24 protein-coding genes are annotated in these 25,370 nt (G+C 60.1%); 15 read left to right on the plus strand and 9 right to left on the minus strand.

What is annotated here, in order from left to right; genetic code table 11:
• Nucleotides 1-21: 21 nt before the first annotated feature.
• The 3 genes from SGN16_RS25735 to SGN16_RS25745 are packed head-to-tail and all read right to left on the minus strand — an operon-like array spanning nucleotide 22 to nucleotide 1,701.
• Nucleotides 22-612, minus strand: coding sequence for an LON peptidase substrate-binding domain-containing protein (locus SGN16_RS25735; protein ID WP_210641217.1), 591 nt, complete (start codon nucleotides 610-612; stop codon nucleotides 22-24).
• Nucleotides 613-622: 10 nt separating this feature from the next.
• Entirely contained in the window at nucleotides 623-1,339 is a 717-nt protein-coding gene (locus tag SGN16_RS25740) for an LrgB family protein (RefSeq protein WP_210641219.1), read from the minus strand.
• Nucleotides 1,336-1,701, minus strand: coding sequence for a CidA/LrgA family protein (locus SGN16_RS25745; RefSeq protein WP_210641221.1), 366 nt, complete (start codon nucleotides 1,699-1,701; stop codon nucleotides 1,336-1,338). Before SGN16_RS25745 ends, SGN16_RS25740 begins: the two co-directional genes overlap by 4 nt.
• A 190-nt stretch (nucleotides 1,702-1,891) precedes the next feature.
• On the opposite strand from SGN16_RS25745, the gene SGN16_RS25750 reads away from it, so the two are divergent.
• The 3 genes from SGN16_RS25750 to SGN16_RS25760 all read left to right on the plus strand — a co-directional run bounded on the left by SGN16_RS25750 (nucleotide 1,892) and on the right by SGN16_RS25760 (nucleotide 4,837).
• Nucleotides 1,892-2,347: a MaoC family dehydratase gene (locus SGN16_RS25750; RefSeq protein WP_335945949.1), complete on the plus strand. Its 456-nt coding sequence runs from the start codon at nucleotides 1,892-1,894 to the stop codon at nucleotides 2,345-2,347.
• 102 nt (nucleotides 2,348-2,449) lie between these two features.
• Nucleotides 2,450-4,168, plus strand: coding sequence for a C13 family peptidase (locus SGN16_RS25755; protein ID WP_335945948.1), 1,719 nt, complete (start codon nucleotides 2,450-2,452; stop codon nucleotides 4,166-4,168).
• 27 nt (nucleotides 4,169-4,195) lie between these two features.
• Nucleotides 4,196-4,837, plus strand: coding sequence for an oxidoreductase (locus SGN16_RS25760; RefSeq protein ID WP_335945947.1), 642 nt, complete (start codon nucleotides 4,196-4,198; stop codon nucleotides 4,835-4,837).
• 199 nt (nucleotides 4,838-5,036) lie between these two features.
• Here the strand turns inward: SGN16_RS25760 and SGN16_RS25765 are convergent, their stop codons facing one another.
• From SGN16_RS25765 to SGN16_RS25780, 4 genes are all read right to left on the minus strand, one after another.
• Complete coding sequence (locus SGN16_RS25765; RefSeq protein WP_210641228.1) at nucleotides 5,037-5,321, minus strand: YceK/YidQ family lipoprotein; 285 nt, start codon at nucleotides 5,319-5,321, stop codon at nucleotides 5,037-5,039.
• The gene (ubiX, locus tag SGN16_RS25770; RefSeq protein ID WP_335945946.1) at nucleotides 5,314-5,961 is read right to left on the minus strand and encodes a flavin prenyltransferase UbiX; all 648 of its coding nucleotides are present in this window, start codon (nucleotides 5,959-5,961) and stop codon (nucleotides 5,314-5,316) included. The genes SGN16_RS25765 and ubiX overlap by 8 nt, the downstream gene beginning before the upstream one ends.
• The gene (gene mpl / locus SGN16_RS25775; protein WP_003205915.1) at nucleotides 5,958-7,307 is read right to left on the minus strand and encodes a UDP-N-acetylmuramate:L-alanyl-gamma-D-glutamyl-meso-diaminopimelate ligase; all 1,350 of its coding nucleotides are present in this window, start codon (nucleotides 7,305-7,307) and stop codon (nucleotides 5,958-5,960) included. Before mpl ends, ubiX begins: the two co-directional genes overlap by 4 nt.
• A gap of 194 nt (nucleotides 7,308-7,501) precedes the next feature.
• Nucleotides 7,502-9,406, minus strand: coding sequence for a sigma-54-dependent Fis family transcriptional regulator (locus tag SGN16_RS25780; RefSeq protein ID WP_335945945.1), 1,905 nt, complete (start codon nucleotides 9,404-9,406; stop codon nucleotides 7,502-7,504).
• Between the two features lie 289 nt (nucleotides 9,407-9,695).
• Between SGN16_RS25780 and SGN16_RS25785 the strand changes: the two genes are divergently transcribed.
• The 12 genes from SGN16_RS25785 to SGN16_RS25840 all read left to right on the plus strand — a co-directional run bounded on the left by SGN16_RS25785 (nucleotide 9,696) and on the right by SGN16_RS25840 (nucleotide 22,903).
• Nucleotides 9,696-11,216, plus strand: coding sequence for an aldehyde dehydrogenase family protein (locus SGN16_RS25785; protein ID WP_335945944.1), 1,521 nt, complete (start codon nucleotides 9,696-9,698; stop codon nucleotides 11,214-11,216).
• A gap of 258 nt (nucleotides 11,217-11,474) precedes the next feature.
• A complete protein-coding gene (gene eat, locus SGN16_RS25790; RefSeq protein WP_210641235.1) occupies nucleotides 11,475-12,845 on the plus strand; it encodes an ethanolamine permease in 1,371 nt (456 codons plus the stop codon).
• Between the two features lie 205 nt (nucleotides 12,846-13,050).
• The gene (locus tag SGN16_RS25795) at nucleotides 13,051-14,445 is read left to right on the plus strand and encodes an ethanolamine ammonia-lyase subunit EutB (RefSeq protein WP_335945943.1); all 1,395 of its coding nucleotides are present in this window, start codon (nucleotides 13,051-13,053) and stop codon (nucleotides 14,443-14,445) included.
• A gap of 11 nt (nucleotides 14,446-14,456) precedes the next feature.
• Nucleotides 14,457-15,281 (plus strand): ethanolamine ammonia-lyase subunit EutC, encoded by an 825-nt coding sequence (gene eutC, locus SGN16_RS25800; protein ID WP_335945942.1) that lies wholly within the window; start codon nucleotides 14,457-14,459, stop codon nucleotides 15,279-15,281.
• Nucleotides 15,282-15,388: 107 nt separating this feature from the next.
• Nucleotides 15,389-15,850 carry a GNAT family N-acetyltransferase gene (locus SGN16_RS25805; protein ID WP_025569618.1) on the plus strand — a complete coding sequence of 154 codons (462 nt, stop codon included), beginning with the start codon at nucleotides 15,389-15,391 and terminating at the stop codon, nucleotides 15,848-15,850.
• Between the two features lie 328 nt (nucleotides 15,851-16,178).
• A complete protein-coding gene (locus SGN16_RS25810; RefSeq protein ID WP_335945941.1) occupies nucleotides 16,179-16,826 on the plus strand; it encodes a DedA family protein in 648 nt (215 codons plus the stop codon).
• Between the two features lie 6 nt (nucleotides 16,827-16,832).
• On the plus strand, nucleotides 16,833-17,645 hold the full coding sequence (locus SGN16_RS25815) for a M90 family metallopeptidase (RefSeq protein ID WP_335945940.1): 813 nt from the start codon (nucleotides 16,833-16,835) through the stop codon (nucleotides 17,643-17,645).
• A 111-nt stretch (nucleotides 17,646-17,756) separates the two neighbouring features.
• Nucleotides 17,757-18,284 carry an inorganic diphosphatase gene (gene ppa, locus SGN16_RS25820; RefSeq protein ID WP_047229468.1) on the plus strand — a complete coding sequence of 176 codons (528 nt, stop codon included), beginning with the start codon at nucleotides 17,757-17,759 and terminating at the stop codon, nucleotides 18,282-18,284.
• Nucleotides 18,285-18,480: 196 nt separating this feature from the next.
• On the plus strand, nucleotides 18,481-19,212 hold the full coding sequence (locus SGN16_RS25825; protein WP_335945956.1) for a helix-turn-helix transcriptional regulator: 732 nt from the start codon (nucleotides 18,481-18,483) through the stop codon (nucleotides 19,210-19,212).
• A 515-nt stretch (nucleotides 19,213-19,727) separates the two neighbouring features.
• The gene (locus tag SGN16_RS25830; protein ID WP_335945939.1) at nucleotides 19,728-20,495 is read left to right on the plus strand and encodes an HNH endonuclease; all 768 of its coding nucleotides are present in this window, start codon (nucleotides 19,728-19,730) and stop codon (nucleotides 20,493-20,495) included.
• A gap of 128 nt (nucleotides 20,496-20,623) precedes the next feature.
• Entirely contained in the window at nucleotides 20,624-21,007 is a 384-nt protein-coding gene (locus SGN16_RS25835; protein ID WP_095974848.1) for a nucleotide pyrophosphohydrolase, read from the plus strand.
• Nucleotides 21,008-21,031: 24 nt separating this feature from the next.
• Entirely contained in the window at nucleotides 21,032-22,903 is a 1,872-nt protein-coding gene (locus SGN16_RS25840) for a DUF2075 domain-containing protein (RefSeq protein WP_335945938.1), read from the plus strand.
• Between the two features lie 131 nt (nucleotides 22,904-23,034).
• Here the strand turns inward: SGN16_RS25840 and SGN16_RS25845 are convergent, their stop codons facing one another.
• Nucleotides 23,035-23,394 (minus strand): DUF6124 family protein, encoded by a 360-nt coding sequence (locus SGN16_RS25845; protein WP_335945937.1) that lies wholly within the window; start codon nucleotides 23,392-23,394, stop codon nucleotides 23,035-23,037.
• Between the two features lie 600 nt (nucleotides 23,395-23,994).
• Nucleotides 23,995-25,269 (minus strand): glycoside hydrolase family 68 protein, encoded by a 1,275-nt coding sequence (locus SGN16_RS25850; RefSeq protein ID WP_335945936.1) that lies wholly within the window; start codon nucleotides 25,267-25,269, stop codon nucleotides 23,995-23,997.
• Between the last annotated feature and the right edge of the window lie 101 nt (nucleotides 25,270-25,370).

Raw genomic sequence — 25,370 nt, forward strand, 5'->3', positions numbered from 1 at the left:
TGTTTGGTGAGATGAGTGGTGTCAGGCGAAGAGCTCACCTTGCAACTCATCCAACAAAGCCTGGATCGCATCCAGCCGTTGCTGGGGATCATCGAGCTGCAGCAGGTCGATCTTGTCCAGTTCATTGAACGGCAGCAGATAGGCCAGTTGATTGGCCAGGGACTGCTGTCCGGTGGCTTCGGTGCCCATGTTCAGGGCCTCGACCATCGGGTGTTCGGCCAAGGCCTTGAGCAGCGCCACCAGGTCGGCGTCTTCCTCTTGCAGCGGTTGCTCCGGCTCTTCTTCCAGCCACTCGACCTCGGCGACCGTCAACTGATCGGGCTGGACGCTGCTGCCATGCACGATAAAGCGCCGCCCGCCCTGCACCCGAATGCCCAGCAGGCCGTTGTCCTGCTGGGAAAAATCAGTGATGCGCGCCTCACACCCGACCCGCGCATAGCCATCAGGGGCGATGCCGACTTCCTCGCCATCGAGGATGCACACCACGCCGAAGCCTTCGCCCTTTTTCATGCAGCGCCCGATCATGTCGAGGTAACGCGCCTCGAAAATCTGCAAATCAAGGATGCAACCGGGGAACAGTACGGTGTTCAACGGGAAAAGCGGCAAGCTCATAACCAGTTCCTTAGACCGTCATCGACACCACCAACGGCAGCAATACCGCCGTGGCCACGCCCATCAGACTCATCGCCAGCGCCGCAAAGGCGCCGGACTCCTCGCTTTCCTGCAACGCCACGGACGTGCCCACCGCATGGGCCGTCAACCCCAGGGCCATGCCCCGGGCCTCCGGGCTATGGACACCCAACCGGGTCAGGATGCTCGGGCCCAGAATCGCCCCGAGCACGCCAGTGATCAAGACGAACACCGCGGCCATCGCCGCGACACCGCCGATCTGTTCGGCCACCAACATGGCGATTGGCGACGTCACCGACTTGGGCGCCATGGTCATCAGGATCATGTGCTCGGCGCCGAATGCCCAGCCCAACACCACCGCAGAACCGGTGGCGAACACCCCACCAATCACCAGCGTAGTAAAAATTGGCCAGAACAATTGCCGGATCCGTCGCAGGTTCAAATACAACGGCACCGCCAGGGCGACCGTGGCCGGGCCCAGCAGAATGCTGAGGATCTCGGTGCTCTTGCGGTATTCGGCGTAGCTGATGCCACAACCGACCAGTACAGCGATCAGCAGCACCATCGACATCAACACCGGTTGCAGGAACACCCAGCGGGTCTTTTCGAACGCCGCCAGCACCAGTTGATAGGCGCCCAGGGTAATGCCGATGCCGAACAATGGATGGTGGATCACCGAGCCCCAGGCGCCCTGCCAGTCGAACATCATTGAACATCCTCCGCAGCCGGTGCGTGGCGCCGGGCCAGACGCTGCATCAGCACGCCGGTAAAGGCCATGGACAGTACCAGCGACAACACCAGCGCGCCGACGATGGCCCAGAAATCGGCGGCAATGGCCCGGGCGTAGACCATCACCCCCACCGCTGGCGGCACCAGCAGCAACGGCAGGTAACGCAACAGGCTGCTGGCGGCCAGGTTCAGGGGTTCGCCGACTTCGCCGCGAACGATCAGATAACCCAGCAACAGCAGCAGGCCAATGATTGGCCCCGGCAACACCGGCAAGAACAAATGATTGATGGCGGTGCCCAGCAATTGGAACAGCACCAGCCAGGTCAGGCCCCGTAGCAACATCCGCTCTCTCCCCTGCAACACTTACTCAAAGAATGCGCCGGCATTATAAGCACGCCCGCGCTATGGTTCGGCATTCGTAAAAAGCATGGTCAGTGACCTTACCCGCGCCTCATGTTGATCTACAGTGGTTCTCCGGGGACACAGATCCCCGTGACAAAAGACAAAACAGATGAACCCAAGGAGAGTCTCAATGCCCTACGTTCCCGTTGCAGCGCTCAAAGATTATGTCGGCAAGGAACTTGGACGTTCCGAATGGCTGACCATCGATCAGGACCGCATCAACCTGTTCGCCGAAGCCACTGGCGACTTCCAGTTCATCCACGTCGATCCGGTCAAAGCCGCGCAGACCCCGTTCGGCAGCACCATTGCCCACGGTTTCCTGTCGTTGTCGCTGATGCCCAAGCTGATGGAAGACATCCTGATCCTGCCCGAGGGCGTGAAGATGGTCGTCAACTACGGGCTGGACAGCGTGCGTTTCATCCAGCCGGTCAAGGTTGATTCCAAGGTCCGGCTCAAGGTCGACCTGGTGGACGCCACCGAGAAAAAGCCCGGCCAATGGCTGCTCAAGGCCACCGCCACGCTGGAAATCGAAGGTTCGGACAAACCGGCCTACATCGCCGAGCCACTGTCGCTCTGCTTCGTGTAAACCTATGCGGTCGCGAAACCGCTCGTGCAGTTTCGCATCGCTTATCTATATCTCATGCGCATAGCTGCGGCATACTCGTGGCCTGATGACCTGGATCCCGTTATGCGCTTACTTGTTCCCCTGACTCTGACCCTGTTGCTCACTGCCTGCGGCGACGGCGATTCGCTGTTGCCTCCCGACGCGCGCCTGCCCGACGGCGGACGCTATCGCGGCGACCTGGTGGACGGCCTGCTGCAAGGCCAGGGGCGCATCGACTACCCCAACGGCAGCTGGTACGCCGGGCAGTTCGACAAAGGCCAGTGGCACGGCACCGGTGAATGGCATGGCAGCAATGGCGAGGTCTATCGCGGCCAGTTCCAGAATGGCCTGTTCCATGGCCAGGGCAGCCTGACCACGCCGAGCAGCAGCTACACCGGCAGCTTCAAGCTAGGCCGACGGGACGGTGAAGGGACCCTGAAAGAAAACGGCATGACCTACCGCGGCGAATTCAAGGCCGACCGCTATTCCGGCCTCGGGCGCCTGGAGCTCGACGATGGCAGCCAGTATCAAGGCCCGTTCACCAACGGCAAGCCCAACGGCGAGGGCCAGCGCTTCGATGCCACCGGCAACCAGTTCACCGGGAAATTCGTCGATGGACAGCTGCAGGGCAAAGGCACCTTCAACAGCGCCGACGGCGATGTCTATGTCGGCGGCTTCAAGAACAACCAGCTCAACGGGCGCGGGCGCTACGAAAATGCCGACGGCGATGTCTGGATCGGCCAGTTCAAGGACGGCGCGCTGACCGGCAAGGGCGAACTGATCGGTGCCGATGGCAGCCATTACCTCGGTCAATTCAGCGACTGGCGCTTTAGCGGTCAAGGCCGCCTGAACCTGCCCGACGGCAGTTTTTACATCGGCCAGTTCGAAGGCGACAGTTACCACGGGCGCGGCACTTTGGCGTTGAGCGACGGTACGGTCCAAAGCGGCACCTGGGCCAACGGCCAGCGGGTGCGCGACGCCGATGGCAGGCTGCTACCGGATGTGCTCGAACTCGGCCTGCTGGCCCAGGGCCGTCTGCTGGAGGATGCCTTGGCCAATATCCCGGCCTCGACGCCGGCGGTGGAGCTGTACAGCCTGACCCTGGGCGGCGACGGCAAACAAAGCGTGTTCCTGCGTGAATCCGACTATGTCGCCAACATGCTCAACAGCCGTTTCGGCGCGTTCGGGCAGATCCGCCTGGTCAATCACCGCGATCATCTGAGCGACCGGCCCATGGCCAGCCGCGAAAGCCTGCGCCGCGCCGCCGCCACCCTGGCCGAGCGCAGCGGCCCGGAAGACCTGATCTTCATCTACCTGACCAGCCACGGCACCAGCGAGCATGAACTGGTGCTCGACCAGCCGCGCATGGAACTGGCCGACCTGCCCGCCGATGAACTGGCGGTGGTGCTGGCTCCACTGAAGAACCGCGACAAGATCGTAGTGATCTCGGCGTGCTACTCCGGTGGTTTCATCCCGGCCCTCAAGGATGAGCGCACGCTGATCATGACCGCGTCCCGGGCCGACCGGGTGTCCTTCGGCTGCTCCGAGGAGGCCAACTTCACCTATTTCGGCGATGCCCTGTTCGCCCAGGCGCTGAACCAGACCGACGACTTGGAGCAGGCCTTCAAACGGGCCAAGGCCACCGTCGCCGAACGCGAGCAGGCGGACAATTTCGAAGCCTCCGAACCGCAGATCTGGGCGCCCAGGACCGTCCTTTCCCACTGGCAACTGCTGCGCAAGCAGCAGGCACGAAAAGCATTGCAAAGTGCTGCATTGAACGACGAGGCCATAAAGAGCAACTAAGCTGAATCGTATCAAGGGGGAAACACCATGTACTTGACGCCTCAGCATGTTTTGCTCGCCGGAGCCACCGGGTTGACCGGTGAACACCTGCTGGATCGGCTGCTCAACGAGCCGACCATCACCCGCGTATTGGCGCCTTCACGCCGGCCACTGGCCGAGCATCCACACCTGGAAAACCCGGTTGGGGAACCGGACCAGGTGCTGCCACAACTCAGCGGGCAGGTGGACATCGCCTTTTGCTGCCTGGGCACGACCATCAAGAAAGCCGGCTCTGAACAAGCCTTTCGCGCGGTGGACCTGGACCTGGTCGTGGCATTTGCCAAACGCGCCCGGGAACTGGGCGCGCGGCATTTGATCGTGATCAGCGCCTTGGGGGCTGACGCGAAGTCATCGATTTTCTACAACCGGGTCAAAGGCGAAATGGAAACCGCGCTCAAGGCCCAGGGCTGGCCACAACTGACCATCTGCCGCCCTTCACTGCTGCTGGGCGAACGCGCCGAACCGCGCCTGGCCGAGCAACTGGCCGGGCCGCTGTCGAAGCTGATCCCCGGCAAGTACCACGGCATCGAAGCCTGCCAACTGGCCCGCGCCATGTGGCGTTTGGCGCTGGAAGAGCAGGATGGGGTGCGGGTGGTGGAGTCGGATGAGTTGCGCAAGCTCGGCAAATGATTCTGTAGCGCCTGATCGGGCGCCATCGCGAGCAAGCTCGCTCCCACAGGGATTGCATTTCTTCTGAAGAAACTCGATCACCTGTGGGAGCGAGCTTGCTCGCGATGGCGGTAGATCAGCTTGCCTCCATGTTGAAGGCACCACACCGGCTGTTGTGGCGAGGAAACTTGCTCCCTCGCCACAGGGTTCTATGGTGTTGCTACATCCCACCCGTCGCCTGAAACCCCACACCTATCGCCGTAAACAACGACAACGGTAACAACAAGGTATCCAGCAGCGCGCTACCCGGCAGGTCAATACCTGGGTAGCTCGGCGCCTCGGCACCGAAGCGGTCCTTGGCGCAGCAGCCGCCATTGAGGGCGTAGAGGTCCAGGCGCGTTCCCGCGTACACCACCGGCGCGCCGGGCTTGGCGGCGTCGAGGGTGCGGGCGGTGGCGCAGCCGGTCAGTTGCAGCGCCAGCAGTAGCATCAGGAGCTTATTCATCGCTGCTCAAATGGTGCTCGCCCCAACGCGGCAGCATGTCCTGGGGGATATTCAGCAGATTGAGAATCCGCGCCACCACAAAATCGATCAGGTCGTCGATGGTCTGTGGCTGATGATAAAAGCCCGGCGAGGCCGGCAGGATGGTCACGCCCATGTTCGACAACTTGAGCATGTGCTCCAGGTGAATGCTCGAATACGGCGCTTCCCGCGGCACCAGGATCAACTGACGGCGCTCCTTGAGCGTGACGTCCGCGGCCCGTTCGATCAGGTTGTTGCAAGCGCCGGTGGCAATCGCCGACAGCGTCCCCGTGGAACACGGCACCACCACCATCGCCGCCGGGGCACCGGAGCCCGAGGCCACCGGCGACATCCAGTCTTCCTTGCCGTACACGCGAATCTGCCCCGCCGCCGCACCGGTGTATTCGGTGAGGAAGGCCTGCATCATCTGGGTCTTGGCCGGTAAGGTCACGTCGGTTTCGGTGGCCATCACCAGTTGCGCGGCCTTGGAGATCAGGAAATGCACCTCGCGGTCTTCGCGCACCAGGCAATCGAGCAGGCGCAAGCCGTACTGGGCGCCGGAAGCACCGGTCATCGCCAGCGTGATGCGTTCGGGGCCATTGCCCTGCAAGTGAGCGTTCATTTCAGTGCCTCGGCCAGCTTGCCGTGCAAGCCGCCGAAGCCGCCGTTGCTCATGATCACCACGTGGGTGCCGGGCTGGGCCTGGCTTTTCACACGCTCGATGATGCCTTCCAGGGAATCGCTGACAATCGATGGCACTGTGCACAACGCAGCCGTAGCCCCCAAGTCCCAGCCGAGGTTGGCCGGCGCGTACCAGATCACCTGATCGGCATCGACCACGCTTTCCGGCAGGCCGTCGCGGTGAGCACCGAGTTTCATGGAGTTGGAGCGCGGTTCGATGATCGCGATCAGCGGCGCGTCACCGATGCGCTTGCGCAGCCCGTCGAGGGTGGTGGCGATGGCCGTCGGGTGGTGAGCGAAGTCGTCGTAGATGGTGATGCCACGCACCTCGGCGACTTTTTCCATGCGCCGTTTCACGCTCTTGAACGCGCTCAACGCGGCAATGCCCATGGACGGCACCACGCCAACATGGCGGGCCGCCGCGAGGGTGGCCAGGGCATTGGCGACGTTGTGCTGGCCGGTCATGTCCCACTCGACCACGCCCTGGGACACGCCTTCAAACATCACTTCGAACTGCGAACCGTCGTCCTTGAGCAACTTGACCTGCCACTGCCCGCCCGCGCCGGTGGTTTGCACCGGGGTCCAGCAGCCCATTTCAATGACGCGCTGCAAGGCCGGTTCGGTGGTCGGGTGAATCACCAGGCCTTCGCTCGGAATAGTGCGCACTAAATGGTGGAACTGTCGCTCGATGGCCGGCAGATCGGGGAAGATGTCCGCATGATCGAACTCAAGGTTGTTGAGGATCGCCGTGCGCGGACGGTAGTGGACGAATTTCGAGCGCTTGTCGAAAAACGCGCTGTCGTATTCGTCGGCCTCGATCACGAAGAACGGCGTGCCGCCCAGGCGCGCCGACACCGAGAAATTCTGCGGCACGCCGCCGATCAAAAAGCCCGGGCTCATGCCCGCGTGCTCCAGCACCCAGGCGAGCATGCTGCTGGTGGTGGTTTTGCCGTGGGTGCCGGCCACGGCCAGGACCCAACGGCCCTGCAACACGTGATCGGCCAGCCACTGCGGGCCCGACACGTACGGCAGGCCTTTGTTGAGCACGTACTCCACCGCTGGGTTGCCACGGGACATGGCGTTGCCGATGACCACCAGGTCCGGCGCCGGGTCCAACTGCGCCGGGTCGTAGCCTTGGGTCAGCTCAATGCCCTGGGCCTCCAGCTGCGTGCTCATCGGCGGGTAGACGTTGGCGTCAGAGCCGGTCACGTGATGACCCAGCTCCTTGGCCAAAACGGCCATCGAACCCATGAAAGTGCCGCAGATACCGAGAATATGAATGTGCATAGTCGACCTCGTAAAACATGGCCGCAGGTTAGCGTAGGGAGGGGGAAATCGCACTCTTTGCTTACGGATCAGACTGATCGTTCCCACGCTCCGCGTGGGAATGCCTCAACGGACGCTCCGCGTTCGGCTTCTTGGGGACGCGGAGCGTCCCTGGCTGCATTCCCACGCAGAGCGTGGGAACGATCATCAACGGTTCAGCGGGCAATGGCGTGCTTGCGCAGCTTCCGGTAAAGGGTATTGCGGCTGATGCCCAGTTGTTCGGCGGTGTGGGTCATGTGCCAGCGCTGGCGCTCCAGCACATCGAGCAGCGCCACACGCTCGGCATCTTCCAGTGGCCGTTCTGCCACCGCCTCAACCACTGCAACCGGACGCTGGCGAATCATCGCCGGCAAGTCCTCCAAGCCAATCCGCCCGCCGTCGCACAACGCAGCAAGGGTCCGCAATACATTGCGCAGTTGCCGCACGTTGCCCGGCCAGTCGAAGCCCAGCAACGCCTGGCGTGCCGATTCGTCGATGATCACCGTCTCGCCGCCGCTCTCCTCGGCCAGCAGGAAATCCAACAGTTGCGACTTGTCACTGCGCTCGCGCAACGCCGGCAGCGGGATTTCCAGGCCATTGAGCCGGTAGTACAGATCCTCGCGGAAACTGCCGTCCTGCACCCGCTCCAACAATTGCCGGTGGGTGGCGCTGATGATGCGCACGTTGACCGCTTCGGGCTCGCCGCCGATGGGCACCACCTGGCGATCTTCCAGCACCCGCAGCAAACGGGTCTGCAAGGCCAGGGGCATGTCGCCGATTTCATCGAGGAACAACGTGCCGCCGTCGGCTTGTTGCAGCTTGCCGCGCATGCCTTCCTTGCGCGCACCGGTGAAACTGCCGCCGCGATAGCCGAACAGCTCGCTCTCGATCAGGCTTTCCGGGATGGCCGCGCAGTTGAGGGCGACGAAGTTTTTCCCGGCGCGCTGGCTGGCGTGGTGCACGGCCTTGGCGAAGGCTTCTTTGCCGGAGCCGGTTTCGCCGTGGATCAGCAGCGGCACATCGCGCTCGAACACCCGCAGCGCCTTGCGAAAATGCTCCTGCAACGCCGCATCCCCCAGGCAGATGCCCGGCAGCCGCGCAGGCTCGATGGCCTTGAGCAGCGGAGCGACCGGCACCGGCACGCTACGTGGCTGGCCACGCAGTACAGCGAACAAATGCCGACCGTCACGGGTGCGCAACGGCCAGCTCGCACTGGCATTTACGCTGGCGCGGCCAAGCAACTCGTCCAGCGAACAATCGAAAAAGTCTTCCACCCGTTGGCCCAGCAAGCTGCCGCGAATATGCCCCAAGAGGTTGAGCGCGCTCTGGTTGAGCGCACTGATCCGCCCTTCGCCGTCGAACGCCAGCAACCCTTCACTGAACAGCCCCACGGACTCGGCTTGCAGGTGAAAACGCAGCAGCCATTGGTTGTCGAAGCAACGCAGGAAATAACAGCTCTCGATCATCTTCGCCGAGAGATTGACCAGGGCCATGGTGTGGAACTGGCTCTGGCGCGACACGTCCGGCCGGGCCGAAGACACGTCGAGCACCGCCAGCAGCTCGCCCTGGGGGTCGAAGACCGGGCTGGCCGAGCAGGTCAGACCGGTGTGGCGGCCACGGAAATGTTCTTCCTGGTGGATGGTCAGGGCCTGGCGTTCCACCAGGCAGGTGCCGATGCCGTTGGTGCCTTCGCAGGCTTCGCTCCAGTCGGCGCCGAGCCAGAGCCCGGCCCGTTCGAAAATCTTGCGCTCGCTGGGGGCCGTGACGCAGTTGAGGATCACGCCCCGGGCGTCGGTCAGCAGCACCGCGTGGCCGGCACCGGAGAGTTGCTGATGAAGGCTGGTCATTTCGCTGCCGGCGATGTGCAGCACCTGTTGCAGGCGTTCGCGGCTTTCCAGCACCCGGCCATGCTCAAGCACCGTCGGCGCGAGGTTCTGGGCCGGGTCGAGGTGATAGTCCTCGAGGCAACGCAGCCAGGAACGGGCAATCGACGGATCGCTGCCGGGGCCCTGCAGGTGGGCCTTGCCCTGGGTGACCGTCAGGACTTGTTGGGCATGGCGACTCAAGTGGTTGCTGTGCATTTCTTATTGTTCTCCCCGAGGGTAGCGGCCCTCAGCATCCTCCAGCCCAACAGCCTTTGCAATGCTGGCGCGACCTGACAGTCACAGACTGTCTCGCCTATGGCACAAACTGTCACACTGGCTGTATCGCAATCGTCACGCAGCGCATCCGTTTGTCCGACGAACTCCTCCTAAAGTCTTGATTTACGGGCCCTGCAAGGCAATGGCCCAACCTTTGCTCTAGGCTTAATTACCGGCGCTCAATTTTGCGCGGCTCCCTTATAAGCACAAAAGCCAAGGAGAACTCATCATGCGTTACGCTCACCCCGGTACTGAAGGCGCTATCGTTTCGTTCAAGAGCAAATACGGTAACTACATCGGCGGCGAGTTCGTCGCGCCTGTCAAAGGTCAGTACTTCACCAATACTTCCCCGGTCAATGGCCAGCCCATTGCCGAATTCCCGCGTTCCACGGCCGAAGACATCGAAAAAGCCCTGGACGCCGCCCACGCCGCTGCGGATGCCTGGGGCGCCACTTCGGCCCAGGCCCGTTCGCTGGTCCTGTTGAAAATCGCCGACCGCATCGAAGCCAACCTCGAAGTGCTGGCGATCACCGAGTCCTGGGACAACGGCAAGGCCGTGCGCGAAACCCTCAATGCCGACATCCCCCTGGCCGCCGACCACTTCCGCTACTTCGCCGGTTGCCTGCGGGCACAGGAAGGCAGCGCCGCCGAGATCGACGGCAACACTGTGGCCTATCACATCCATGAACCGCTGGGCGTGGTCGGGCAAATCATCCCGTGGAACTTCCCGCTGCTGATGGCCGCCTGGAAACTCGCCCCGGCCCTGGCCGCCGGTAACTGCGTGGTGCTCAAGCCAGCCGAGCAAACCCCACTGGGCATCTGCGTGCTCATGGAGTTGATCGGCGACCTGTTGCCGCCCGGCGTGCTGAACGTGGTGCAAGGCTTCGGTAAAGAAGCCGGTGAAGCCCTGGCGACCAGCAAGCGCATCGCCAAGATCGCCTTTACCGGTTCTACCCCAGTCGGCTCGCACATCATGAAATGCGCCGCCGAGAACATCATCCCGTCTACCGTGGAACTGGGCGGCAAGTCGCCGAACATCTTCTTCGAAGACATCATGCAGGCCGAGCCGAGCTTCATCGAAAAAGCTGCCGAAGGCCTGGTGCTGGCGTTCTTCAACCAGGGCGAAGTCTGCACCTGCCCATCCCGCGCCCTGGTGCAAGAATCGATCTACGACGAGTTCATGAAAGTGGTAATGAACAAAGTCCTGCAGATCAAACGCGGCGACCCGCTGGACACCGACACCATGGTCGGCGCCCAGGCGTCCGAACAGCAATTCGACAAGATTCTTTCGTACCTGGAAATCGCCAAGGGCGAAGGCGCCGAGCTACTGACCGGTGGCAAGGTGGAAAAACTCGCAGGCGACCTGGCCAGCGGTTACTACATCCAGCCGACCCTGCTCAAGGGCACCAATAAAATGCGTGTGTTCCAGGAAGAAATCTTCGGCCCAGTGGTGAGCATCACCACCTTCAAGGACGAAGCCGAAGCCCTGGCGATTGCCAACGACACCGAGTTCGGCCTCGGCGCCGGCCTGTGGACCCGCGATATCAACCGCGCCTACCGCATGGGCCGGGCGATCAAGGCCGGGCGCGTGTGGACCAACTGCTACCACCTGTACCCGGCGCACGCCGCGTTCGGTGGCTACAAGAAGTCCGGCGTGGGTCGTGAGACGCACAAGATGATGCTCGATCACTACCAGCAGACCAAAAACCTGCTGGTGAGCTACGACATCAATCCGTTGGGGTTCTTCTAAGCCCTGGGGCCAGGCACAGGTATCTTGCCTGGCCCTTTAGATAGCTATCGCGAGCAAGCTCGCTCCCACAGGGATCTGTGGATAACTCTTTTCCAGGGTTGGCATAGATCCACTGTGGGAGCGAGCTTGCTCGCGATGGCGCCCTCACTGACAACATCAAAACACTGTCCCACCGCTCTGGCATGAGCCTTGCGTGCCCGCTCCACAACAAACCCGAAAGTCCAACAGATCAAACAATAAAAAAGACAGAGAGGACTTATGACTTCTACCACCCAACTCAAACCCACACTCGGCACCCTGCATTTATGGGGCATCGCCGTCGGCCTGGTGATTTCCGGCGAATACTTCGGCTGGAGTTACGGCTGGGGCACCGCAGGGACCCTGGGGTTTCTCGTCACCGCGCTCATGGTGGCGTTGATGTACACCTGCTTCATCTTCAGTTTCACCGAACTGACCACCGCGATTCCTCACGCTGGCGGGCCGTTTGCCTACAGCCGACGGGCCTTTGGTGAGAAAGGCGGGCTGATCGCCGGGATCGCCACGCTGATCGAATTCGTCTTTGCGCCCCCGGCCATCGCCATGGCCATCGGCGCCTACCTCAACGTGCAATTCCCGGAACTGGACCCCAAGCTCGCGGCGGTTGGCGCATACATCGTGTTCATGACCCTGAACATCCTCGGCGTCAGCATCGCCGCCGCGTTCGAGCTGGTGGTCACCGTGCTGGCGGTCGCCGAATTGCTGGTGTTCATGGGCGTGGTCGCGCCGGGCTTCAGCTTCAGCAACTTCGTGCTCAACGGCTGGGCCGGCTCCAATGAATTCAGCCTCGCCTCGATCCCGGGTATTTTCGCGGCGATCCCCTTCGCGATCTGGTTCTTCCTCGCCATCGAAGGCGCGGCCATGGCCGCCGAAGAAGCCAAGGACCCGAAACGCACAATCCCCCGCGCTTATGTCAGCGGCATCCTGACCCTGGTGTTCCTGGCCATTGGCGTGATGGTCATGGCCGGCGGCGTCGGTGACTGGCGTACCCTGTCGAACATCAACGACCCGCTGCCCCAGGCCATGAAGGCCGTGGTCGGCAACAACTCAACGTGGATGCACATGCTGGTGTGGATCGGCCTGTTTGGCCTGGTGGCGAGTTTCCACGGAATCATCCTCGGCTACTCGCGGCAGTTCTTCGCCCTGGCCCGGGCCGGTTACCTGCCCCGTGGCCTGGCGAAACTCTCGCGCTTCCAGACCCCGCACCGGGCGATCCTGGCTGGTGGCGTAATCGGCATCGCGGCGATCTACAGCGATGGCCTGGTCAACCTGCAAGGCATGACCCTGACCGCTGCGATGATCACCATGTCGGTGTTCGGCGCCATCGTGATGTACATCATCAGCATGCTCAGCCTGTTCAGATTGCGTAAGACCGAACCAAACCTGGAGCGCACCTTCCGTGCCCCGGGCTACCCGATCGTGCCGGGCATTGCGTTGTTCCTGGCGGTGGTGTGCCTGGTGGCGATGGCGTGGTTCAACACCGTGATCGGCCTGGTGTTCCTCGGCTTCATGATTGTCGGCTACCTGTATTTCCAACTGACCGCCAAGCAACGCTCCGATGCACCGGCGGACGCTATGCTCACAGGTATCTGAAAGTTGCACCGGCGCCGGGCTGAGGGCTCGGTGCCTGCCATTTAAAAGTGCACACCGCCACCCTGTGGGAGCGAGCTTGCTCGCGATAACGGTCTTACATCTGGCACATGTGTTGAATGACACACCGCTATCGCGAGCAAGCTCGCTCCCACAAAGGTTACGGGTTGTAGTTGAGTTATTTAGAGAACCAGGAGGACACCGCCCCATGGCCGCATTCGCCCATTCCGTCGGCGCCCAGACCTATCGCTTCGACAGTCTCAAAGAGCTGATGGCCAAGGCCAGCCCGGCGCGTTCCGGGGATTTCCTGGCCGAAGTCGCGGCGCTCAACGATGGTGAGCGGGTAGCTGCGCAAATGGCCTTGGCTGACCTGCCCCTCAGCCATTTCCTGCAAGAAATGCTGATTCCTTACGAGGTCGACGAAGTCACCCGGCTGATCGTCGACACTCATGATAAACAGGCCTTCGCCGCCGTCAGCCACCTCACCGTCGGCGGCTTTCGCGACTGGCTGCTCAGCGACGCCGCTGATGAACAAAGTCTGCGGGCGCTGGCTCCGGGCCTGACGCCGGAAATGGTCGCCGCCGTTTCCAAGATCATGCGCGTGCAGGATCTGGTGCTGGTGGCGCAGAAAATCCGCGTGGTGACCAAGTTCCGCGGCACCCTCGGCCTGCGCGGGCGCCTGTCCACACGCCTGCAGCCCAACCACCCCACCGACGAACCGGCCGGGATCGCCGCGAGCATTCTCGACGGCCTGCTCTACGGTAATGGCGACGCCATGATCGGCATCAACCCGGCCACCGACAGCACGGCGTCGATCTGCGCCATGCTGGAAATGCTCGACGCCATCATCCAGCGCTACGACATCCCCACCCAAGGCTGTGTGCTGACCCACGTCACCACCTCCATCGAAGCGGCCAACCGTGGCGTGCCCCTGGACCTGGTGTTCCAGTCCATCGCCGGCACCGAAGCGGCCAACGCCAGTTTCGGCATCAACCTCAACGTGTTGAAGGAAGGCTACGACGCCGGGCTGAGCCTGAATCGCGGCACCCTCGGCAACAACCTGATGTATTTCGAAACCGGCCAGGGCAGCGCGCTGTCGGCCAACGCCCACCACGGCGTCGATCAACAGACCTGCGAAACCCGGGCCTACGCCGTGGCACGGCATTTCAAGCCATTCTTGGTGAATACGGTTGTAGGCTTCATCGGCCCGGAATACCTGTACAACGGCAAACAGATCATCCGCGCCGGCCTCGAAGACCACTTCTGCGGCAAGCTGTTGGGCGTGCCGATGGGCTGCGACATCTGCTACACCAACCACGCCGAAGCCGACCAGGACGACATGGACACCCTGCTGACCCTGCTGGGTGTGGCCGGAATCAACTTCATCATGGGCATCCCCGGCTCCGACGACATCATGCTCAACTACCAGACCACCTCGTTCCACGACGCCCTCTACGCCCGCCAGACCCTGGGCCTGAAACCGGCGCCGGAATTCGAAACCTGGCTGGCGAACATGGGCATCTTCACCCAGGCCGATGGTCGGGTGCGGTTTGGCGACAACCTGCCTCCGGCGTTTCGTCACGCCCTGGCACATTTGGGATAAGTGAGCTGCCGATGGATAACAAACCTGTCGATCCACAAAACCCTTGGCTGGAACTGCGCCGCCTGACCCCGGCGCGCATCGCCCTGGGCCGCACCGGCACCAGCCTGCCGACCCAGGCGCAATTGGACTTCCAATACGCCCACGCCCAGGCCCGCGATGCGGTGCACCTGGCGTTCGATCACCAAGGGATTCGTGCGCAACTGGCTGAACGCGGCCGCGAAAGCCTGTTGCTCCACAGCGCCGCCGCCGACCGCCACAGCTACTTGCAGCGCCCGGACCTGGGCCGACGGCTCGACGAGAGCTCCGCACAAATCCTGGACGACTACGCAACGGCCCATCCCGGCGGCGTGGACCTGGCCATCGTCGTCGCTGATGGCCTGTCAGCGCTGGCGGTGCATCGGCATACGCTGCCGTTCCTGGCGCGGCTGGAAGAACAGATCGCCGCTGATGGCTGGTCGGTGTCGCCCGTGATCCTGGTGGAACAAGGCCGGGTGGCGGTGGCCGATGAAGTGGCGCAGCGGCTCGGTGCAAAAATGTCGGTGATCCTGATCGGCGAACGCCCCGGCCTCAGCTCCCCCGACAGCCTGGGGCTGTATTTCACCTACAACCCCAAGGTCGGCCTGACCGATGCCTATCGCAACTGCATCTCCAACGTCCGCCTCGAAGGCCTGAGCTACGGCATGGCCGCTCACCGCCTGGTCTACTTGATGCGCGAGGCCTGTCGCCGCCAGCTCTCGGGGGTCAATCTGAAGGACGAAGCCCAGCTACAAACTCTAGACTCGGAAAATACCGCCGATATGAAAGGTAACTTCCTACTGACGCCGCCCCAAAGCTGATCCGTTTATCCGATTGCGTTTTTGATCCGCTTTCAGGCAGCATCAAAAGCACGGCAGCGCGAAGTTGTTGTCTGAATATCTGTCGACCCTTGCAGACGAGACCTACCATGCGGATTATCCAAGCGACCCTGGAACACCTGGACCTGCTGACCCCATTGTTCGTCAAGTACCGGGAATTCTACGGCTCACTGCCCTACCCGGACTCGTCCCGAGCCTTCCTCGAAAAACGCCTGCGCCGCAAGGAGTCGGTGATCTACCTGGCCTTGCCGGATGACGACGACAACAAACTGCTGGGCTTCTGCCAGCTCTACCCAAGCTTCTCGTCGCTGTCGCTCAAGCGCGTGTGGATCCTCAACGACATCTACGTCGCCGAAGACGCCCGCCGCCAACTGGTGGCCGACAACCTGATCCGCACCGCAAAAAAAATGGCCAAGGAAACCAACGCCGTACGCATGCGCGTCTCCACCAGCAGCAACAACGAAGTCGCGCAGAAAACCTACGAATCGATTGGCTTCAAGGAAGACACCGAGTTCAAGAACTACGTGTTGCCGATCAGCGAAGGGATTTGACCGGATTACCGCGGACTGCCAAAAGCGGAACGCGGAGCGTCCCTGGCGGCGTTCCCACGCGGGAGCGTGGGGACGATCAATAACCCCCTCCCTGCGGCCGGGTAAACCTTGTGGCGCACCGATCATTCCCACGCTCCGCGTGGGAATGCAGCCCGGGACGCTCCGCGTCCCCCGACATCCCTAGCTACAAACTCACCCCGCGCGTCACAATCCTCACCGTATAATGCCGCTCTTCCCAGCTTGTAAGAAAAAGCTACACACTCTGTAGCCATACTCAAAGCCAGACCCACAAGCCTGCCGAGTCGGGCCACCACCACAGGTGCTATGCATGGATTTCAACCCCCTCGACCTCATTCTGCATCTCGACGTCTACCTCGACATGCTGGTGACCAACTACGGCACCTGGGTCTACGCCATCCTGTTCCTGGTGATCTTCTGCGAAACCGGCCTGGTGGTGACGCCCTTCCTGCCAGGCGATTCCTTGCTGTTCATCGCTGGCGCCGTAGCCGCCGGTGGCGCCATGGACCCACTGCTGCTGGCCGGCCTGCTGATGCTGGCGGCAATCCTCGGCGACAGCACCAACTACCTGATCGGCCGCACCGCCGGCGAAAAACTGTTCAGCAACCCCAACTCGAAAATCTTCCGCCGCGACTACCTGCAGCAAACCCACGACTTCTACGACAAACACGGCGGCAAAACCGTGACCCTGGCGCGCTTCCTGCCGATCATCCGCACCTTCGCGCCCTTCGTCGCCGGCGTGGGCAAAATGAACTACCTGCGCTTCCTCGGCTTCAGCGTCCTCGGTACCGTCCTCTGGGTCGGCGGCCTGGTCACCCTCGGCTACTTCTTCGGCAACGTGCCGTTCATCAAGCAGAACCTGTCGCTGCTGGTGGTGGGCATCATCCTGCTGTCGCTGTTGCCGATGATCATCAGCCTGGTGCGCAGCAAAATGAACCAGCGCGCCTCGAAAGCCTGATCGCCCATGTGGTCCCTGAGCAACTGGCGCCGCCAACGCACCCTCGCCAAACACCCCGTGGCCGAGGACACCTGGCAGCGCGTGCGTCATCAGTTGAGCTTCCTCGACGGCATCAGCGCCGCCGAGGACCAGTGGCTGCGCGAAGCCTGCGTGCTGTTCCTGCATGAAAAACACCTCACCGCCCTGCCCGGCGTCGAACTGCACCAGGAACAACGCCTGCTGCTCGCCGCCCAGGCGCAACTGCCGCTGATGCACCTCGGCGAGCTGAACTGGTACCAGGGCTTCCACGAAATCGTCCTCTACCCCGACGACTTCCTCAGCCCCCAGCGCTACCGCGACGCCAGCGGCATCGAGCACGAATGGGACGGCGAACACAGCGGCGAAGCCTGGCCCCAGGGCCCGATCATCCTGGCCTGGGACGGCGTGCTCGCCAGCGGCGGCTGGGACGGCTACAACCTGGTGATCCACGAACTGGCGCACAAACTCGACATGCTCAACGGCGACGCCAACGGCCTGCCGCCGCTGCACGCCGACATGCGCGTCAGCGACTGGGCCGACGCCATGCAACAGGCCTTCGACGACCTCAACCGGCAACTGGACCACAACCCCGACGCAGAAACCGTCATTGACCCCTACGCCGCGGAAAACCCGGCGGAATTCTTCGCCGTCACCAGCGAATACTTCTTCAGCGCCCCGGACCTGCTGCACCAGGCCTATCCCAAGGTCTATGCACAGCTCCAGGCGTTCTACCGCCAGGATCCTTTGGCCCGGCTGCGGCAACTTCAGGCCGAAGATCCGGTCTATCAGGCGTCATACTAAGGTCTCTAAGACCCTGCTAACGTGGCAACAGCGGCTGAATATGCCTATAATCGCCGCCACTTTTTGGTCAATCCGACCAGTCATTTGGTCAACTAACGGGGGCACCGCCCAATGAGCTACAGCAAGATTCCGGCTGGCAAAGACCTGCCAAACGACATCTACGTCGCGATCGAAATCCCGGCCAACCACGCCCCGATCAAATACGAAATCGACAAAGACAGCGACTGCCTGTTCGTTGACCGTTTCATGGCCACCCCCATGTTCTACCCGGCCAACTACGGTTTCATCCCCAACACTCTGGCCGACGACGGTGACCCCCTCGACGTGCTGGTCGTGACCCCTTACCCAGTGGCCCCAGGCTCGGTCATCCGCGCCCGTCCAGTCGGCATCCTGAACATGACCGACGACGGCGGCGGCGATGCCAAAGTCATCGCCGTACCACACGACAAACTGTCGCAACTGTACGTCGACGTGAAGGAATACACCGACCTGCCAGCGCTGCTGATCCAGCAGATCGAACACTTCTTCGAGAACTACAAAGACCTCGAAAAAGGCAAGTGGGTCAAGATCGAAGGCTGGGCCGGTGCAGACGCCGCCCGCGAAGCGATCACCAAGTCGGTTGCCGCCTACAAAGGCTGAAACTGAATGTGCAGAAGAACCCCGGTTTGCACCGGGGTTTTTTTATGCCTTAATAGTGCTTAATACGAAGTTGTATTAATACTGTTTAACTGCGTTTAGCCCGCCGCTTTCAAATCCTGCAAACGGAAAGATCGTCTTATATATTTGAACGACATGTTTATTGCCGAAAACAGCTTCGTCTCTAAACTTTCCGTTTATGAAAATACTTTCCAGTGGCGACCGCTTCAGAGCCCTTCTAAAAGAAGCGAATATCCGATCCGCCGACTTCGCGAAGTTATACGGCGTGAAATCCCAGCACATAAACAACTGGTTCAACCGTGGCATCCCGCCAGGGCGCATCCACTCCATCGCCAGCCTGCTGACGGTCAGCCCGGAGTGGCTCGCCCACGGCGAAGGCCCCCAAACCCCATTGGGCCTCGGCCCCGGCACCACCTATGAAGCCGCCGAAAACGACGGCGTCTACACTGTGCTGGAACCCACGGACATCGAACTGCCTTTCTACAAGGAAGCCCCCATCGCCCCCGGCGAAACCAAAACCCACATCATCGAAGTCCCCGACCAATCCATCCGCCTGCCCCGCAGCCACCTCGAATCCCTGGAAATCGACCCCGGCGACGCCATCTGCATCACCATGGTCGGCGACAGCATGGCCGAACGCATCGAAGACGGCTCCACCCTCGCCATCGACCGCGGCCTGACCCAAATCGTCGACGGCCATATCTATGCGCTTGAGCACGACGGGATGCTGCGTATCAAATACCTGCATCGCGTTCCCGGTAATCGGCTGCGGCTGCGTAGTCATAACTGTGCTGCCTATCCTGACGAGGTCTTCAGTGCGGAACAGATCGATGCGCAAAACATACGGGTGATTGGCTGGGTGTTCTGGTGGTCAACCCTGAACAAACAACGACCGCCGGTGTTCGATTGAGTCCCCGCCAGCATGGGTCGCTTTTGTAGCGAGGGGATTTATCCCCGCAGGGCTGCGCATCAGCCCCCCTACTCTTTTACTGCTAACCCCTAACCCAATGATTCAAAACACAACTTACCCCTGGAATTCCCCCCAAAACCCGCGTACCCTGCGCCCCACATTTGCGAGCCCACGCCTCGCACCGACAAGGCAGATCATTTTCTGACCAAGTCCCACAGCCGGCCGCAAGAGCCGGATGTACGTTTTGAAGGCTGGTGAGGTTTGTCAAAAACGAACTGAGTTAGTCAACGAGAAGCCGGCCATAAGCCGGCTTTTTAATGTCTGAAAATCCTATCCCCATTCAAAATTCCGTCTGGTAGCCAAGCTACGCTCGTGCAAGCAATGCCCCTATGTCCTCACGGCGGAGACCATTCGAACGCCGCCTGATTCCCAAACGCCACTATAAGAGAATATTCTTACGGCACATTGCGCTGTTTCCTACAGCGAAACGGGAACCCTACGGATAGCCCCCCGCCATGTCCTCTTCACCTGCCAGCAATCAATCCAATCCCCCTTGGAGCCGCGACGAACTAGTCCTCGCCCTGAACCTATACCTCCTCTATCGCAACGGTTTGCCCGGCGTGAACCATCCGGAAGTCCGATCCTTATCAGAGAGCCTTAATCTCATCGGTAGCGCCACCGGAGTGAGTAAGAACCAGAGCTTTCGTAACACCAATGGTGTTTACATGAAGCTCAACAATTTCCGTCGATGGGATCCGAGCTACACCAACACCGGTCGTACAGGTCTTGCAAAAGGTAATAAGGACGAGGAGTTGGTATGGCTGGAATTCGCTAATAACCCCGAGCACCTCGCTGCAGTTGTGGCAGCCATTAAGGCAAACGTTGGCACCACGTCTACTGCGCCAATAGATTTAAGCGCCGAGGAAGAACCGGGTTTCTTCGAAGCAGAAGAAGGAAAAGTGTTAACCCGCGTACACCGTGTACGGGAAAGGGACAAAAAACTCGTCAAACGTAAAAAGGACGAAGCCCTCAAGAAATTCGGTGTTCTCCAGTGCGAAGCCTGTGGCTTTAATTTCAGCAAAACATATGGCCCGGACGTCGAAGGCGTTATCGATGTGCACCACACGAAGCCACTGCATACGCTCCAACCCGGCGATAAAACCAAGCTCGCAGACCTGGCTTTACTATGTGCCAATTGCCATCGTGTGGTGCATTCACGCCGTAAGTGGCTGAGTGTGGCCGAGGTCAAGAACCGCTACCAAGCAGCCGAAAACAGAGCCTGAACGGGGCCAACTGGCGAAGGGCAAACCATTGAAAAGCCCACTACACCAAAAGAAAACTCTTACAATCCATCCCTAGATTTCTGACGTGGCCGTTGTCACGTTTCTGGTGGCAAACGAGAGGCAAGCCTGTGAGCAAGGCAGATGGCACACCCAAGCAATTAATCGACGTGGAAAATCTTGCAGCGTCGCTTCAACGCTTTGCAGATGACCGCGACTGGCAACAATTCCACTCGCCCAAAAACCTTCTGCTCGCGCTGACAGGCGAGGTGGGTGAGCTTTGCGAAGTTTTCCAATGGATGAGCGAAGCCGATTCAGTGGCTGCCGCGAAGCATCCCGCAACCGCCCAAGCCGTGAAGGACGAGCTAGCCGATGTACTCATGTACTTGGTCCGCCTGAGTAGCGTACTCGGTGTCGATCTCAACGAAGCGGTCACGAGCAAACTGGCTCTGAACGACCAGAAATACCCCGTCGACAAAGCTAAAAGCACCAGCAAAAAGTACGACCAACTCTGACCTTCAGTGCTCTAAGGATCTCTTGTGATCGTTTACGCTGCGACCAAACAGCAATTCTTAAAAGACAACGATAACGACGACATTGAAGAAGTGATCCTACGACACTTCAAAGAGGCCACCGGCAAGAAGGTAGGCGCGTCGGAGATTAGATCCTGGCAGGGATCCCTGACCTACATGGCCAAGGTGCTTCGAGATGACGACCTACCCAGCGATGCTGGTCTGGCCATTGAATTACATATTCCACAGTCCTCGAAACGCATCGATTTTTTGCTCACGGGACGCGATGAGAACCAAGCAAAAAAAGCTGTATTGATCGAACTGAAGCAATGGAGCAAGGCGAGCGCAACCACCAAGGACGCAATTGTCAAAACCGCCTTGGGTGGTGGTCTCGTTGAAACCATTCACCCGTCCTACCAGGTATGGTCGTACGCAGCGCTGTTGGAAGGCTTCAACGAAGCGGTCTATGACAAAAGCATCGAAATTCGCCCCTGTGCCTATCTGCATAACTATGTCAGTGACGGCGTCATCGACTCTGCTCACTACGAAGCCCATACCAGTAAAGCTCCGTTGTTCCTCAAAGGCCCAGAGGAACTGACCAAGCTACGAACCTTCCTGAAAAAACACATCACTTACGGCGATAACAAGGAGGTTCTTTACGAACTCTCCAACGGAAAAATTCGGCCATCCAAAGCGTTAGCCGAGGCGCTGACGGGGCTTATGGATGGCAAACCTGAGTTTGTGTTGATTGACGACCAGAAAGAAGTCTTCGAGTCAGCACTCGTTGCGGCGAGTGAAGCGTCCATAGCAGCGCCAAAGGTGCTGATCATTGAGGGCGGTCCGGGGACCGGAAAAACCGTTCTGGCGATCAACTTGCTAGTAAGACTCACCGCGTTAAAGCTGCTGAGCAAATACGTCTCGAAAAACGCAGCGCCTCGCAAGGTGTATGAAAGCAAGCTCGTTGGTACGATCAAACGCAGCCACTTTTCCAATTTCTTTTCTGGCTCGGGTGCGTTTATTGAAACTGAGCCCAACACGTTCGACGCTCTGATCGTTGACGAAGCTCACCGGCTCAATGAAAAAAGCGGTCTGTATGGAAACCTGGGCGAGAACCAAATTAAGGAACTGATCAACTCTTCGAAATGCTCGATTTTCTTCATCGACGAAGATCAGCGCGTGACCTTGAGCGACATTGGCAGCAAGCAGGCTATTCGTACCTTTGCGAAATCCAAAGGCGCAACCGTGGAGGAATACACACTGTCCTCTCAGTTCCGTTGCAGCGGTTCTGATGGTTATCTAGCGTGGTTGGATGACGTATTGGCTATTCGACTGACCGCCAATCCGCTACTCGATACTAGCGAGTACGAGTTCAAGGTGTTCAACACCCCGCAGGCAATGCACGCGGCCATTGAGCAGAAAAACCACGGAAACAAAGCTCGCGTAGTCGCGGGTTACTGCTGGCCTTGGCTCAGCAAAAAAGATCCCCAGGCGTCCGATATCGTGATCGGCGATGATTATGCGCGCCAATGGAACCTGGATCAGGACGGTAGTTTGTGGATCATTGCGGAAAACTCCATAGAACAGGTCGGTTGCATCCACACCTGCCAGGGGCTGGAAGTCGACTATATAGGCGTGATCATCGGGCCGGATTTGATCGTTCGTGACGGGCAAGTACTCACATCGCCGCACAAGCGTGACAAGCACGACAAATCGATTCGTGGCTGGAAGAAACTAATGAAAGAGCGGCCTGATTTCGCGCAGAAGGAAACGGATCTGATCATCAAAAACACGTACCGAACACTGATGACCCGTGGAATGAAAGGGTGCTACCTGTACTGTACTGATCAGGAAACGGCACAGTACTTTGAGAGTCGGCTTGCCGAGTATCGCCCCCGCTGATGTCCTGCTGATTGGACAATTATCCAACAGGTTGTTGGACAATTTGGGCACTCGTCGTTTCGTGGCTTTTTATATGAAAGGTCTTGCTAAGCAAGACCTTTTTTCGCAAGAAAGGCAGCCAACGCCCCGCCCTATCTCACCTCAACAATATCCAAAGCCCGATTCGCCAGCAGTTCACTCACCTCAATCACCTGCAAAATCCCCATCGCAACACGTCGTCGCGATCCCTCGAGGTCAAACACCAGATCATTGATCATGGCATTGGCCGCAGCGAGGTTTTCACTGAGACTGGCAAGCAGACATTCCGAATCAACATCAGGCGCGATACGAAAGATGCTGTTGGGATTGTCAGACGTTTCTTTCTTCGGCGTAGGCTTCAGATAGAAATCCAAAGCTCGGTTGGCAGCATCATCAAGTTTCTTGTTACGAGCCGACTGAACGCGGGACACGGTCTCGTCGGTAGCTGGCGGGTTCGGTGTGATTTTAGCCATGGTAAAGCTCCTAGAGTCTGTTGGAGCTACCACCATTCGCTGCGAAACGAAGTTGGGGTGGCAGCTGTACGCGGGTTCGCAGACCGGGACTCTAGGGACCGGCAGACCCGAAGGTCTCCCACGCACAGCCACCTCTGACGAAATCACAGACATGGGCGATCTGCTTTCGAAGGTGACGTTGTGCGCCTATAGAGTCCGGGCTGCGAAACCCGATCACTGATGAGCAGTGACGGATTCAAACTACCGAGGGGACCCAAGGCGCACAAGCCAGCGGATTCTGGCGTAGTTGTAGGCAATGGCGCAAGGCGATGTCGGTCGTGGCTAGTCTCGTGGAGTCACGATAAACAGCTGGCTGGAATGCTGCGGATACACCGCTATCGCGAGCAAGCTCGCTCCCACAGAGGAGCTTGTGTACATACGTCGCGGGAAATGCATTCGCAACCGACTGCATCCTTGCAGCCAGTCGCGAAGAAGATTACGACTCCTTGTTCAATGGGCCTTGCGAGCAACGTCGCAATGAATCAGGCGGGATATCTCGATCATATCCACGACGGTTTTGTCATCGACCGCAAACCCGCTGCCTGAACCCCGGTGCTGTTGTTACTTGAGGGTGACGTCGAGCATCGGCGGGATGTAACCGTAGTCGTACTCGGCCACCACGAAGGTCTGCTGCCCTTTTATTTTCATGCCCACCGTGGGTGCCTCGGTGCCACCCACCCGAATCTGCGTGCCGGTTTCGTCGGTCGGTACGCTGTCGATGAAGGAGGTCACCAGGCCGTTTGGCATTACATAGTGCGAGTAGGTCTGGAATGGCTGCGAGGACGGGTTGCCCAGCACCAGGCCGGAACCGTTCAGCGGCACGTAAGGGCCGAACAGCGAGTCCGCGACGAAACCGTACACGCCGTCCGGCCCGGTCACGCCGTCGGCGTAGGTGAAGGTATGGCTGATCGTGAACAGGTAGTACTTGCCATCCTGGAACACGAAGTGCGGGCGCTCGGTCTGGTCGTTTACGCCCACGGCGGTCAGCAGTGGCGGCAACATTTCCCAGTCGTCACCGTCCGCGTCGCGGGCTACGGCGATGCCGACACAGGCGGTCTGGAAGCGCGAGTTGCCGACATCTTCATAACCCGGCGGCACATCGCCGATTTCTGCCTCTCCCACTTTGTGCGAGCCGCGCTCACCGGCCACGTTGCCCTCGAACAGCATGTACAGCTTGCCATCTTTCGGGTCGCGGAAAGGCCATGGGTCGCGGAAACCCCAGAACGCGTTTTGGGCTTCGGTCTGGTACATGTTGCCGTCGGCCTCGAACAGCGGCTTGACCTTCTCGAAGCCGACCATGCTGACACCGTGTTCAGTGGTCACCACCCGACCGCGCACCTTGACGATGGTCGCGCCTGGGGTGACGGCGGTGTAATACAGGTCCACTTCACCTCGGTCGTTCAACAGGATCGGCGTACCGGCCCATTCGCGAGCGGTCGGCGAAACGCCTTCGGCCATCACGCGGCCACCGAATTCCCAGTTCTTGCCGGTACGAGAAAACCAGTAGTACATCTTTGCCCGACCGTGACGATCGTTCCAATCGCGGAGGATGTCGTAGTTACCGTCCTCGTCGAGGTACTGCGGGTCGTTTGGATGACGATCGGCCGTCAGGGTGAAGATCACCGACCAGCCATCGACGGAGGTCACGTTACCGTCCAGGTCGCGCAGGGGCATGGTGTCCCAGATAAACACGTCGTTGTTCAGTACCGGGAAATCCGCGCGGACCAGCGGCTGCGTGGTGGTGGGATCGTCTGCCCGGACTTTCAACGCATCAGCGCGGGTCCAAAGGCTGGGTTGATGGGGGGTTGCACCGAATTTTTCAGGATTGGTTTTCATAGGTTACTGCCTCGTCCATGAATGGATTCAAATAAATAGTGATCTTGAAATACTGTATGTACATACAGCGAAACCACCTTATAGAGAGTCATGCATGCGGG

Source organism: Pseudomonas sp. G166, assembly GCF_037027455.2.
Lineage (GTDB): Bacteria > Pseudomonadota > Gammaproteobacteria > Pseudomonadales > Pseudomonadaceae > Aquipseudomonas.

Coding starts and splice junctions, on each gene's coding strand:
- SGN16_RS25805 (WP_025569618.1), top strand. CDS start 15,389: ATGCGGATTATCCAAGCGACCCTGGAACACCTGGACCTGCTGACCCCA.
- ubiX (WP_335945946.1), bottom strand. CDS start 5,961: ATGAACGCTCACTTGCAGGGCAATGGCCCCGAACGCATCACGCTGGCG.
- mpl (WP_003205915.1), bottom strand. CDS start 7,307: ATGCACATTCATATTCTCGGTATCTGCGGCACTTTCATGGGTTCGATG.
- SGN16_RS25755 (WP_335945948.1), top strand. CDS start 2,450: ATGCGCTTACTTGTTCCCCTGACTCTGACCCTGTTGCTCACTGCCTGC.
- SGN16_RS25810 (WP_335945941.1), top strand. CDS start 16,179: ATGGATTTCAACCCCCTCGACCTCATTCTGCATCTCGACGTCTACCTC.
- SGN16_RS25735 (WP_210641217.1), bottom strand. CDS start 612: ATGAGCTTGCCGCTTTTCCCGTTGAACACCGTACTGTTCCCCGGTTGC.
- SGN16_RS25830 (WP_335945939.1), top strand. CDS start 19,728: ATGTCCTCTTCACCTGCCAGCAATCAATCCAATCCCCCTTGGAGCCGC.
- SGN16_RS25825 (WP_335945956.1), top strand. CDS start 18,481: ATGAAAATACTTTCCAGTGGCGACCGCTTCAGAGCCCTTCTAAAAGAA.
- ppa (WP_047229468.1), top strand. CDS start 17,757: ATGAGCTACAGCAAGATTCCGGCTGGCAAAGACCTGCCAAACGACATC.
- SGN16_RS25740 (WP_210641219.1), bottom strand. CDS start 1,339: ATGATGTTCGACTGGCAGGGCGCCTGGGGCTCGGTGATCCACCATCCA.
- SGN16_RS25780 (WP_335945945.1), bottom strand. CDS start 9,406: ATGCACAGCAACCACTTGAGTCGCCATGCCCAACAAGTCCTGACGGTC.
- eat (WP_210641235.1), top strand. CDS start 11,475: ATGACTTCTACCACCCAACTCAAACCCACACTCGGCACCCTGCATTTA.
- SGN16_RS25815 (WP_335945940.1), top strand. CDS start 16,833: ATGTGGTCCCTGAGCAACTGGCGCCGCCAACGCACCCTCGCCAAACAC.
- SGN16_RS25760 (WP_335945947.1), top strand. CDS start 4,196: ATGTACTTGACGCCTCAGCATGTTTTGCTCGCCGGAGCCACCGGGTTG.
- SGN16_RS25750 (WP_335945949.1), top strand. CDS start 1,892: ATGCCCTACGTTCCCGTTGCAGCGCTCAAAGATTATGTCGGCAAGGAA.
- SGN16_RS25845 (WP_335945937.1), bottom strand. CDS start 23,394: ATGGCTAAAATCACACCGAACCCGCCAGCTACCGACGAGACCGTGTCC.
- SGN16_RS25795 (WP_335945943.1), top strand. CDS start 13,051: ATGGCCGCATTCGCCCATTCCGTCGGCGCCCAGACCTATCGCTTCGAC.
- SGN16_RS25765 (WP_210641228.1), bottom strand. CDS start 5,321: ATGAATAAGCTCCTGATGCTACTGCTGGCGCTGCAACTGACCGGCTGC.
- SGN16_RS25850 (WP_335945936.1), bottom strand. CDS start 25,269: ATGAAAACCAATCCTGAAAAATTCGGTGCAACCCCCCATCAACCCAGC.
- eutC (WP_335945942.1), top strand. CDS start 14,457: ATGGATAACAAACCTGTCGATCCACAAAACCCTTGGCTGGAACTGCGC.
- SGN16_RS25745 (WP_210641221.1), bottom strand. CDS start 1,701: ATGTTGCTACGGGGCCTGACCTGGCTGGTGCTGTTCCAATTGCTGGGC.
- SGN16_RS25785 (WP_335945944.1), top strand. CDS start 9,696: ATGCGTTACGCTCACCCCGGTACTGAAGGCGCTATCGTTTCGTTCAAG.